This is a genomic window from Meishania litoralis (genome assembly GCF_042611095.1).
Taxonomy (GTDB): domain Bacteria; phylum Bacteroidota; class Bacteroidia; order Flavobacteriales; family Flavobacteriaceae; genus Meishania; species Meishania litoralis.
This window is the reverse complement of record NZ_JBHFPV010000001.1, coordinates 157,701-170,123: the sequence shown is the minus strand read 5'-3', so window position 1 is coordinate 170,123 and position 12,423 is coordinate 157,701. Positions and strand designations below refer to the sequence as shown.

The window sequence follows — 12,423 nt, the reverse complement described above, 5'->3', positions numbered from 1 at the left end:
GATTTGGATTGCCTAAAAAAATGGAAAAAAAAGTGACCAAGGAAGTCGAAAGAACTTTTGAGGTCAGCGGTATATCCTTTCGGTCGGTTACGGTAAACGACAATCTGAATCAAAAGCTTCCTTCCAAAATAACCGAGAACAACTTCAATGGAATCTATAAGGACGGCGATTTAATAGGTTATGTTTTTGTCGATCAAGCCCCGAGCAAAACGGCCAAATTCGATTATTTGGTCATATTTAATATGAAATTGGAGGTCATAAATTCAAAAGTTCTCGTGTACCGTGAAGAATACGGTGGTGAAATTGGTAGCAGGCGATGGCTAAAACAGTTTTTCGGCAAGACCGGAAACGATCGAGTGGACCATGAATCGAATATTGATGGAATTTCGGGCGCGACGATTTCAGTAAGGTCCATGACCAGGGCTATCGATAATCTACTGCAGACCATCGGCATTCTTCAGGAAAATAAAATCATCTAATGCGGTACAACGGACTTCTGGGCACTCTTCCCAAAGAAATCAGGGCCTTTATCGCTTGCTTTGTCGTTGTTCTTTCCATCGGATTTTTTACAGGGCTGTTCTTCGTTTCTGAGACGGGCAGCACCGACCCCGTGGGAATGGAAGAAAACTACTTGGGTAACGAAGCCGATGAGGAAGCAGAAGTCATGAAATTCAAGAAAAGTCAAAGGGAAATGTTGACCATCGTGCACACCCACATTCTTTCGATGTCGCTTATTTTCTTCTTATTGGGCGCTCTGGTCTGGATTACCAAGGCCTCCAAAACGTTGAAACTGTTTTTGACCATTGAACCTTTTTTTTCCGTCATAATGACCTTCGGGGGCATTTACCTGTTGCGGTCCGGCATACTTTGGATGAAGTACGTCGTCATGTTTTCGGGTATGTTGATGACCGCCACTTTTGCGGTTTCGGCCCTACTGGTACTGAGCCAAACCTTAAATAGTCCGAAGACTTTTGAACAGGCGTAAAAGCTGCCTCAAAAAACACTATATTTGCACGCAATTAATCCTTAATTGCCATGCAAGCCCACCTTGATAAAATCCTAGGAGAAGGTCTCACATACGACGACGTACTCCTGGTTCCAGCCTTTTCCGAAGTATTGCCCCGCGAGGTAAACATTCAAACAAAGTTCACACGAAATATCACGATCAATGTGCCCATAGTCTCAGCGGCCATGGATACGGTTACCGAATCGCGAATGGCCATTGCCATCGCCCAAGAAGGTGGCATCGGGGTTTTGCACAAGAACATGACCATTGAGCAGCAGGCCCTGAAGGTCAGAAAGGTAAAAAGGGCCGAAAGCGGAATGATCTTGGATCCGGTCACCTTGCGGGCCGATGCCCTTGTTCGCGATGCAAAAGCTAATATGGCCGAATTTAGTATCGGCGGCATTCCCATAGTAGATGATAAAGGAAAGCTGTTAGGGATAGTCACGAACAGGGATTTGCGTTTCGAAAAAAATAACGATCGACCGTTATCCGAAGTCATGACATCCGAGAATCTGGTTACTGTCGGCGAGGGAACCTCTTTGGCTGAGGCCGAGGATATTCTTCAAGAAAACAAAATAGAGAAACTTCCCGTTGTCGATAAAAATTACAAACTGGTCGGCCTGATTACGTTCAGGGATATTACGAAACTGACCCAAAAACCGATTGCCAACAAAGACCAATTCGGTCGTTTGCGTGTGGCGGCCGCACTTGGTGTTACCGCCGACGCGGTCGAAAGGGCGGCGGCATTGGTCAATGCCGGGGTCGATGCCATCGTCATCGATACGGCCCATGGGCACACAAAAGGGGTCGTGTCGGTCTTAAAGGACGTAAAAAAGAAATTTCCCGACCTTGAAGTAATCGTGGGTAATATCGCTACGGGTGAAGCTGCCAAATATTTGGTAGAGGCAGGGGCCGATGCCGTTAAGGTAGGAATAGGTCCCGGATCCATCTGTACCACGCGGGTCGTCGCCGGGGTCGGATTTCCGCAATTCTCGGCTGTCCTGGAAGTTGCCGCGGCCATAAAGGGAAGCGGGGTTCCCGTTATCGCGGATGGAGGAATCCGGTATACGGGAGATATCCCCAAAGCAATTGCCGCCGGGGCCGATACCGTGATGCTCGGATCACTGTTGGCAGGTACCAAGGAATCACCGGGGGAGACCATTATCTATGAAGGAAGAAAGTTTAAATCGTACCGTGGAATGGGCTCTGTCGAAGCCATGAAGCAAGGTTCAAAAGACCGCTATTTTCAAGATGTCGAAGACGACATTAAAAAACTGGTGCCCGAGGGTATCGTCGGGCGTGTGCCCTACAAAGGGGAACTTAATGAAAGCATCCATCAATTCGTAGGCGGACTGCGGGCCGGTATGGGCTACTGCGGTGCCAAAGACATCGCTACCTTACAGGAATCGGGTCGCTTCATAAAGATTACGGCGAGCGGTATCAATGAAAGCCACCCGCATGATGTGACGATTACCAAAGAGTCTCCGAACTATAGTCGCTAGTAGATGTTTTAGCAAGAAGACAAGATTTACAAAACCTTTGTCGATTATATAGTATAAAGAATATACTACGAATTTATCTTTATCGTTTTCTATAATAGATAATTTGAAAGATAAAACCTACTAATGACCATCTCACGAATGACTTTTTCCAAGTATAGCCTATTATTGTTTCTGCTTCTTTTAACATTTCATTCATGTGAAACAGAAGATATCCCTAAGTTGACTTCAAAGTTAGTTGCTTCACCAAGTTCACTTCAGCTTTTAGGTAACGAAAAGGGAAAATTTTTACTATCGGCCCAACCAGTAGGAAGTTTCCAATGGAGTGTAAGTTCAAAACCGGACTGGATTTCCGTAAGCCCGGATTCGGGTCTGGTTGGTGATGAATTGGTTGAAATCGAAGTATTGCCCAATACAGAAGGGTTAACTGCTGGCACTCACTCGGGAATGCTGGAATTGGTCTCGAACGGAGCCGGTAAAGTTTCTGTTGATATCCAAATATTGGTTGAAGACCCTCCTGTTTCAATACTTGCCGTGTCCCAGGGTGAATTGGAATTTGATTTTTCTGAGAATAGTAAAGATTTTTATGTTATAAATGAGGGGGGAACAGATTACGATTGGACAATTGAAAATTCAAATTCGGATTTGTCCATAGTGCCGAGTACAGGATTTTTGACCGCAGGCGATTCCACAAAAGTATCTGTTACCGTGAATAGAGAGCAGCTTCTTACACAAGTATATGAATGGCCGATCATGGTCTTGAATGGTCAAAATGACCCAGTTGGAATTAGTATTGTCGTCAATTCTTTCAAAGAAGAAAAATGGTTGCTCGAAAGCGGTGAAATAATTGATGCAGAATATGACCGAAACGATGATAAATTGGTTACTGTTTCCATCGCTCCAAATCATATCCGAAAATATGACCTTGTTTCAGAAACGGTAGAAACGCTTGTATTGAATTTGCCCCCTACCTGTGTATCTATAAGTCAAGATGGGAAATATGCGGCAGTGGGTCATGATGGAAAAATTTCGCATATCGATCTTTCAACAATGCAGTTGATAGATATATTTGATGTGTCTACCGATGTCTTCGATATCATTTTGGCACCAAACGATTGGGTATATGCATTTCCAAAGGTCGATCAATGGGAGACGATTCGCTGCATCGATTTAAGTACCAAACAGGAAACCTTGCATACGGGTAATAGTATTAGAGCGGGTACTAGGGTTAAACTGCACCCGTCGGGTGATTTTATTTACGGTGCCGACAACGGCTTGTCACCATCCGATTTCGAAAAATATGACATAACCATGGGTGTCGCCCAATATATGTACGATTCACCCTATCATGGCGATTTTGCCTTTGATGGTAATATATGGATTTCTGAAAATGGTGAAAAGCTATTCTCCAGAAGTAGAAACATATTTAATGCCACCAATTCTGAATCAACCGATATGAGGTATAGTGGTAGTTTGGTTGGTTCCCAAGATGAACGCGTTGCAGCTCTTGATCATCACGAAGAATCGAATATTGTCTATGCAGTTTTTGAAAGTGGATATAATTGGGAAAGTAATCCAGGTAGCATAGTAAAAAAATATACCGCTGATTTCTACAATTTTCAAGGTGATGTGATGCTTCCGCAATTTTTTGGTACCGACATTTACGGAAATGAAAGACTATTTGATTCAAAAGGGCATTTCGTGTTTTTCAATTCGAGCGGTACTGAATTCTACGCGGTTGTTAGGGCTTCCGAGATAGAAAATTCTTCTGTGAGATGGGCGATTGCAACCTTGCCTGTGAACTAAGGTTTAGTCTAAAGAATTCTCCTATTCCGATGATATAGGAGTGTATCGGGGCAGTCGGTTTTTCGATTCACGTCTCCAAAGGAGAGGCCGAAACCGCCATAAGCAGTTCTGGGTGAGGTAGAATGATAAAAAAGAAACCGGCAAAATTTGCCAGGAAGATTTTGTCGGGATGGTTCTCTGTGGCTTATCTCGTCGATACCTACCGGCAGAGTGGGTTTTAATAAATTCCTTATTTGCGCTCAAATACCCATCCAACGTTATTTTTACACAGAAAACTGTGAAAAAGATTATTATTACCTGAGTTCGATTATTAAGTCTCCGATTAGCTAATATTATGTTGTAAGAATGAAGGCCAAAAGTGTCTCTCCGGGCGCAGTCAAGGAATCATTTGGCATAGATATTTTGAAACAGGTCTTGACTGTGTTCGACCCGACAATTTGCAATTATTTTATTTTCTGTGACTTGTTGTTTTCGATTAATCCAACTCAGGTTTATGTAAGGATTAATGCAAATTTCCAAAAATTAATTTTCCGGATAAGAAAGTGTACCTTTGGTTTCTAAGAACTGCATGAGGCAAGGTTAATGGATTACGAGAACAAAGCCGACGACTATTACAACCATGTTCGACCGGAAATGTTGGCCTATCTCCCGTCGGGATGCAAAACGCTATTGGATGTTGGTTGTGGTGAAGGCACTTTTGCAGCACACATCAAACAAAGGGAAGGCCTTGAAGCTTGGGGTATCGAGTTGATGCCGGAACCAGGCAAACAGGCACAAAAAGTATTGGATAAAGTATACATTGGACCATGTGAGGATATTTTGGACGGGTTGCCCGACAATTATTTCGACGCCATTTATTGCAATGATGTTCTGGAGCATTTAGTAGATCCCTATTCGGTGTTGGCCACTTTGAGGAACAAGCTCACCGATCAAGGTGTTGTAATTAGTTCCATCCCCAATATCCGTTATCATGATGCCTTTAAGAAGATTGTACTCCAAAAAAAGTTCGAATATGAGGGCCATGGTATTTTCGATAAGACCCATTTGCGCTTTTTTACCAAGAGTAGTATTGCGAACATGTACCGCAGGCTAGGGTTCGAAATAGTGCGGCACGAAGGAATTAACAGAACAGGGTCCCTAAAGCCCTATCTCTATAATATTCCTTTTTTGTTCACGGCGATGGATATGTTCTACCTTCAATTTGCCACGGTCGCCAAGCGTGCCGATTAAGCCTTTCTAGGGTGGTAAAGTGGCCCTTAAATCGGGTTCAACATCGAATTTTTGTTTCTTTCCGCAACAGTTTGCATAAATTCGTTTGATTCGGGCGAATGAGCGGTTGGTATCGCAATGCGTTTTCCCGTAAAACGAAATGCAATGAACTTTAGAATTTTCCCTTTTTTATTGTTTTCAGTTGGGATTTGTGCACAACAGATCGGTGACTTCACCTCGGTGCCCCCGGGCGTTCAGAATACCGATTTTGTAATTCCCGCCACGCACCGTTTTCAAAAAATCATCGAAACGGGCGATGCGCTGACCCAAGGAGGTACGCTAAAGGATAAAAACGATTTTGCGGGATACGTGCCCATTAATGGGAGCAGCGAAAATGGATATCTCGCGATCAACGCCGAGGATGTTCAAGGCGGAGTGGCGATTCTTGACATTGATTATGATCCGGGAACGGGACTTTGGCAAACGACAAGATCTGAAGCCGTTGATTTTAGTGCGGTTGTGGGCACGTCTGCCAACTGTTCCGGTACGGTAACCCCTTGGAACACGATAATCACTTGTGAGGAATATACCAGTATTGAACTTCAGGATCGTTTTGGGTTTCCCATAGATGTGAACGTTGATGGCTACCATGATCTGGGGTGGGCCATAGAGATCGACCCGGTGACCAAAACAGTGATCGACCAGCAAGGTGGTTTGAACGGAGCTGATAAATTGTGGGCCATGGGCAACTTCAAACATGAGAATGCCGTCGTTCATAGCAACCGGAGAACGGTTTATCAGGGCGCGGATGCTACCGTAGGTTACCTCTATAAATTTGTGGCCGATAACGCCGAAGATTTGAGCAGTGGCAATTTATATGTTTATAGCGGTTCTAAAAACGGCTCGGGCAATTGGATCCAATTGGACAATACCACCCAGGCCGAACAGAATTCGACAGTAGAACAAAGTGCAAATGTGGGTGGCACGGTTTTTAACGGAATCGAAGATGTTGAAATCGGCCCCGATGGTCGGATCTACTTTGCGGTAAAAAATGAAGATCGGGTGTATCGTTTTCAAGATTCCGACCCGATTACAGGCATGACCGTATCGAATATGGAGACCTATGTTGGGAATGCATCCTATTCGATTACACATGAAAACGGTACTTCCACGGTGCCTTGGGGCCATGGTCCCGATAACCTTGCTTTCGATGCGCAGGGCAACCTTTGGGTAATGCAGGATGCCGATGATTTTCAGAACTATATTTGGGTCGTTGAAAACGGACATACCCAAAACGTCCCAAAGGTCAAGATATTCGGCCGCACCCCTTATCGTTCCGAACCTACGGGAATTACATTTTCACCTGACAATCGATTTCTATTCATGTCGATTCAACACCCTGACAGCGGAAATGGAAGTACCACACAGACCGATGCGGCAGGAAATGATATCGGTTTCGACAAGAGCATTACCCTGGTGATTTCCAGAAACGAGACCCCCGACCAGACATGGTATCTCGATGCCGATGGTGACGGATATGCGCATCCGGACACGGTATTGAGTCCAACAAGTCCCGGAACGGGATACACCACGACCGTTTTGCCAACGACAGATTGCAATGACAATGACGCGAACATCAATCCGGAAACGGTTTGGTATCTCGATGCCGATGGCGATGGTTTTGCGGATTCCCAAACGGTGGAAAGCTGCCAAAGTCCCGGTACGGGGTATACGATGACGGTCTTGCCGACCACCGATTGCGACGATAATGATGCTTCGGTGAACGCATCCTCGACATGGTATCTCGACGCAGACGGCGATGGTTTTGCGCATTCCGAAACGGTGGAAAGCTGTCAAAGTCCCGGTACGGGGTATACGACAACGGTCTTGCCGACCACGGATTGCGACGATAATGATGCTTCCGTGAACGCATCGTCCACATGGTATCTCGATGCCGATGGCGATGGTTTTGCGCATTTCGCAACGGTGGAAAGCTGCCAAAGTCCCGGTACGGGGTATACGACAACGGTCTTGCCGACCACGGATTGCGACGATAACGATGCTTCCGTGAACGCATCCTCGACATGGTATCTCGATGCCGATGGCGATGGTTTTGCGCATTCCGCAACGGTGGAGAGCTGTCAAAGTCCCGGTACGGGGTATACGACAACGGTCCTTCCGACCACGGATTGCGACGATAACGATGCTTCCGTGACCGCATCGTCCACATGGTATCTCGATGCCGATGGCGATGGTTTTGCGGATTCCGAAACGGTGGAGAGCTGCCAAAATCCCGGTACGGGGTATACGACGACGGTCCTTCAGACCACGGATTGCGACGATAACGATGCTTCCGTGAATGCCGAGGCCCTTTGGTATCGTGATGACGATGCAGATGGTTATGCCGATGAACCGCCTGTCATCAGTTGTAACCAACCGGGACCAAATTACACCTTGACCGAACTGCCCTTAAAAAATGAAGCCCCTGAAACTGTTGGTGTACTTTACCCGAACCCCGCAGAGAATGAGGTCAATATAATATTGGATCAGGTCTATGATGAGGTGTTCGTTACGGTGCTGACCTCGAATCGGGTGCATGTTGCTTCAAAAAAGTTTACCCGCACCGATACGGTCGCCCTTGATCTTTTGGGCCAACCCACAGGCGTCTATTTTGTGCAGGTGCGGACACCAAAAGGGCGGATCGGGTTTTATAGGCTTATCAAACGTTAGTTTGCCAAAGGTGGAAAAATACATGGTTTAAATTGCTTACAAAGACTTATAAGCGCTTGTATTTACTTGTAAATGTCGCCTCACGCTTTTTGAGCGATGTACTTGTACGCTGTGGTATTGTAAGAAATTTATAATGTACTTTTATAACTTGGTTAAAGTTTAAAAACAAAATCCTATGCATAAATTTATCGGGTCATTGATATTGATTGTTTGTTCAACATTTTCCTTTTCCCAAACTGAGAACAAAAACCTGAATGAGCAACTCGGCGAAATGAAAAAATATTTTCTCGCGGGCGATTATGATAATTTTGCAGAGTACACTTATCCTAAAGTTATTGAAATGATGGGCGGTAGGTCAAATATGGTAAATGCGACAAAGCAAGCAATGGACAAAATGAAGAATGATGGTTTTACCTTTAAAGATCTGAGTTTTAAAGATCCTTCGAGCTTTTTAAAGAAAGATGGGGAACTTCAATGTACTTTGACACAACAATTGACAATGAATACGCCGCAGGGCAAAATTGAATCTGAATATACCCTGATCGCCTTATCTTCCGATGATGGTCTGAATTGGACATTCATAGATACCTCGGGCAAGGATAAACAAACGATGTTAAAGTACTTTCCCAACTTACATAAGGAAATCATTATCAAACCTAGAAAGCAAAAATGAGTTGGTCGAAAACATAGTGGAACAAAGAACAGAAGTGAATGGTAAGTTTTCTAGCTAATTTAGAACCAAGTCCCAATTACAACGTAGTATTATTTTTGGGCGGTAGATTTCTGACGGATTTTTCTATATTTAAATCCGTTCTTAAATAAAACGATTGCCCTTTACATATTTTGAGAAAGCCCCCCAACATGATGAGAAACTATTGGAAAGAAGAATGGAAAGAAATTCGATTTGACGAAAAAATCGCCGAAAAGGAAAAATACAAAATATCGAATTACGGGCGCATTTTGAACTGCAAGGGCGAAAAGGAGTTCCTTCAAAAAAAATCTTTTGTGAACGGCTATCAAGTGCTGCGCCTGAATTTAAGGAAAAAAAGAAAATGGACGAGCAGGTACGTGCATAAACTCGTGGCCGAACATTTTCTTGAACAAAACGAGGGTATCTATGTCATCCACCTGAATTACGATAAAACCGACAATCGTTCGGAAAACCTAAAATGGGCGACGAAAAAAGAAAAGGAAATCCACCAATTCAGTAATCCCGAATACAAGAACAAACCACGCACAAGAACATATTCAAAGTTGACCGAAACCAAGGTCAAATTGATCAAGCGAAAGATAAACGACCCGAACCGAAGAACGCGGATGAAAATGATCGCAAAGCAGTTCGGAATTTCTGAAATGCAACTTTATCGAATTAAAACAGGTGAGAATTGGGGTTCTGTATCCGAATACTAACTAAAAGGGACCGAAATAATGCGTGACCGTATTTACCGCGTACCGATAGCTACCGGTAAGATTGCATTCATGAGGCTGTTCAAAAAGGCATATTTGACCCTATTGTCGGGTTGAGCCTGTCGAAACCGACATTGATTTTCAATACGCTGGAATATTTCGACAAGCCTGCCTTGCCGTTAGGCAGGCTCAATATGACATTTGCACGTGCTTTTTGAACAGTCTATGCAAGCGGGTATGAGTTGCTAGAGTCGTCGATGAGCCAAAAAGTTGAGTAAAATGGAAAAAAAGAAAACTACCAGCGTAGAGGACTATATTGAACAACTGCCCAAGATCGCCCGATCGAAAATAGAAGAATTACGTGCGATCTTAAAAGCGTAGTGCCAGAGGCAAAAGAGGGATTGAAATGGGGTAAACCGGTTTTCGCATCCGAAACGATACTTTTTGCATATGCTGCGCATAATGCCCATTTGAGTTTTATCCCGACCGGACCCGCAATGCAACCCTTTGAAAAAGAACTTGGTTCCTATACGACCAAACAAGACTCCGTTCAATTTCAGTATGATCGACCCCTGCCCGAAAATCTGATCCGAAAAATTGCCGAATACAGAAAAAAGGATGTTGAAGAAAGGGGAGCCAAATGGAAATATTGAAAAACCAATTGCCAACAAAGATGCGTCTGCGGTATTGTGCTTTTTAATGAGTATACTTGTATGCCAAGGTATTTTGTAAGAAATTTATAGTGTGCTCTTATAACCTAGTTGGCAGCAAGCAATATTATGGAAATAGATACAGTTAAAAATATAGCAACGATTGCAGCGCCCCTGACAAAAGTTGTTTTTGATACATTCTTAAAACCTAAACTTGATGAAATTAAAAAATCCTGGAAAAGAGATGAGAATATTATTGACCACGCCTTTGAGGATAAATTCTTAGAATATTTGAATGAAACTTATGAAAAGAATGCAATCCTAAACACTGTTGCCTTCAAAAGGAGAAAGATTCTTTTGGATGATGTATATGTCCCTTTAACAATTCAATATCAAAATAATCATGACAAACGAGGAAGTATATTAATTGACCAATATAGTGACGTAGTATTCAAAGAATCCAGCAAAATCTTAATTACCGATACTGCAGGCATGGGTAAGTCAACTATGTCGAAAAAACTACTCTTGTCGTGTATTGACAAAAATGAAGGCGTTCCCATGCTTATAGAACTTAGGCGGCTTTCAAAAAATAAAGACGTAATTCAGGAGATTCTAGAACAACTCAATCCAATAAATGAAGAAATTGACAAACAGTTTGTACTTGATCTAATCAAAAGGGGTGATTTTATTTTCTTCTTTGACGGATTTGACGAAATATCAATTACTGACCGAGCACATGTAACAACTGAAATTCAGAAATTTATATCTAAAGCACGAAGTAATAAATTTGTACTAACATCACGCCCTGAGGAAGCTTTATCATCATTTGGAGACTTCTTTAAGTACCAAATAAAACCGCTAATTCCAGATGAAGCGTATGAATTAATAAAGCGTTACGATATATCTAACAAAATTGCTCCACTTTTAATTTCTAAAATTCAAGAGAAAGATAATTTCTCGAACATTGAAGAATATTTAACAACTCCACTATTAGTATCCCTTTTGTTTACTGCTTTTGAACATAAACAAAGTATTCCCTTTAAAAAACATATTTTCTACAGACAGGTATTTGATGCACTATTTGAATCTCATGACCTATCCAAAGGAGATTCCTTTGAAAGAGAAAAACATTCAAAATTAGGTTCTGATGAATTTCATCGTGTATTAAGAACCTTTGGATATTTCTGCTTGAAGCAAGAAAACAAAATAGAGTTTACAAGAGATGAACTTGGTATAATTGTTACAGAGTCATTAGACTACGTTGGTGAAAACAATGTAAAATCATCAGACTTTATTAAAGACCTATTAATTACTGTTCCGATTTTTTCAAAAGACGGCATGTATTACAAATGGTCCCACAAATCTCTTCAAGAGTATTTTGCTGCACAATTCATATTTATTGATTCAAAAGAGATTCAAAAGGACATATTAAAACATATTGCATTTCATAAAAATAATATGTCTTACATAAATGTATTAGACCTGTATCAGAGTATGGATCCATTAGGTTTTGAAAGCGTAATTACACTTTCATTACTTACAAAATTTATAGACTATCTTGACAATAGTTATAAAAACTTTGATGGTAAAGAAAAATTAATGCGTCAAGAGTTAACTTTCGGATACGACATATACCTAATAAGAATTCGATTTGATTTGAAGACAAAGGAAAATCATCCCTCTGAAGTATTTAAAATTCTTAAAAACCAATTTAAAATAAAATACCCAAGAATGTCAATTGGTATCAATGTTACCGAAAGTGAAGACGATATTTCTTGTATAAAAATACCTGAAATAAAGAAACCTGAACAAAACCTCATTGAGTACCATAACAACTTAGGTTATGATTTTATAAAACAAATTGACATTACTTCTGTTTCTGAAAAAATTGATTTAAAACTGATAAAAAGGAAGCCATATCATGTCACAGATAGAAAAAATGCATTATTGAACAGTGAAACAAATTTTTCGAAAGTGAATGATTTAATTAAAATCCATCTGCGCAAACGTTCTTTCCTAACTGTAGACAAAGACAAAGCATTAGAACAGATTGATAGAATTGAAAGTAGATCAAAAAAAGCGAGTAACAACAGCTTATTGAATTTTTAAAAAAAGC

10 protein-coding genes are annotated in these 12,423 nt (G+C 41.9%); all 10 read left to right on the top strand.

All coding sequences use genetic code 11. The features are described from left to right. The first annotated feature begins 20 nt into the window (after window positions 1-20). The gene (locus ACEZ3G_RS00795) at window positions 21-479 is read left to right on the top strand and encodes an FMN-binding protein (RefSeq protein ID WP_432423577.1); all 459 of its coding nucleotides are present in this window, start codon (window positions 21-23) and stop codon (window positions 477-479) included. After that, the gene (locus ACEZ3G_RS00790) at window positions 479-985 is read left to right on the top strand and encodes a hypothetical protein (RefSeq protein ID WP_432423576.1); all 507 of its coding nucleotides are present in this window, start codon (window positions 479-481) and stop codon (window positions 983-985) included. Before ACEZ3G_RS00795 ends, ACEZ3G_RS00790 begins: the two co-directional genes overlap by 1 nt. 50 nt (window positions 986-1,035) lie before the next feature. Continuing rightward, window positions 1,036-2,508 (top strand): IMP dehydrogenase, encoded by a 1,473-nt coding sequence (gene guaB / locus ACEZ3G_RS00785; RefSeq protein ID WP_432423575.1) that lies wholly within the window; start codon window positions 1,036-1,038, stop codon window positions 2,506-2,508. 123 nt (window positions 2,509-2,631) lie between these two features. After that, window positions 2,632-4,311 (top strand): BACON domain-containing protein, encoded by a 1,680-nt coding sequence (locus tag ACEZ3G_RS00780; protein WP_432423574.1) that lies wholly within the window; start codon window positions 2,632-2,634, stop codon window positions 4,309-4,311. 582 nt (window positions 4,312-4,893) lie between these two features. Continuing rightward, window positions 4,894-5,541: a class I SAM-dependent methyltransferase gene (locus ACEZ3G_RS00775; protein ID WP_432423573.1), complete on the top strand. Its 648-nt coding sequence runs from the start codon at window positions 4,894-4,896 to the stop codon at window positions 5,539-5,541. A gap of 144 nt (window positions 5,542-5,685) precedes the next feature. Beyond that, the gene (locus tag ACEZ3G_RS00770) at window positions 5,686-8,250 is read left to right on the top strand and encodes an alkaline phosphatase PhoX (protein WP_432423572.1); all 2,565 of its coding nucleotides are present in this window, start codon (window positions 5,686-5,688) and stop codon (window positions 8,248-8,250) included. 175 nt (window positions 8,251-8,425) lie between these two features. After that, window positions 8,426-8,923 carry a hypothetical protein gene (locus ACEZ3G_RS00765; RefSeq protein WP_432423571.1) on the top strand — a complete coding sequence of 166 codons (498 nt, stop codon included), beginning with the start codon at window positions 8,426-8,428 and terminating at the stop codon, window positions 8,921-8,923. 188 nt (window positions 8,924-9,111) lie between these two features. Next, a complete protein-coding gene (locus ACEZ3G_RS00760) occupies window positions 9,112-9,660 on the top strand; it encodes an NUMOD4 domain-containing protein (protein ID WP_432423570.1) in 549 nt (182 codons plus the stop codon). A 377-nt stretch (window positions 9,661-10,037) separates the two neighbouring features. Continuing rightward, on the top strand, window positions 10,038-10,310 hold the full coding sequence (locus ACEZ3G_RS00755; protein WP_432423569.1) for an iron chaperone: 273 nt from the start codon (window positions 10,038-10,040) through the stop codon (window positions 10,308-10,310). Between the two features lie 126 nt (window positions 10,311-10,436). Beyond that, complete coding sequence (locus tag ACEZ3G_RS00750; RefSeq protein WP_432423568.1) at window positions 10,437-12,416, top strand: NACHT domain-containing protein; 1,980 nt, start codon at window positions 10,437-10,439, stop codon at window positions 12,414-12,416. Window positions 12,417-12,423: the final 7 nt, after the last annotated feature.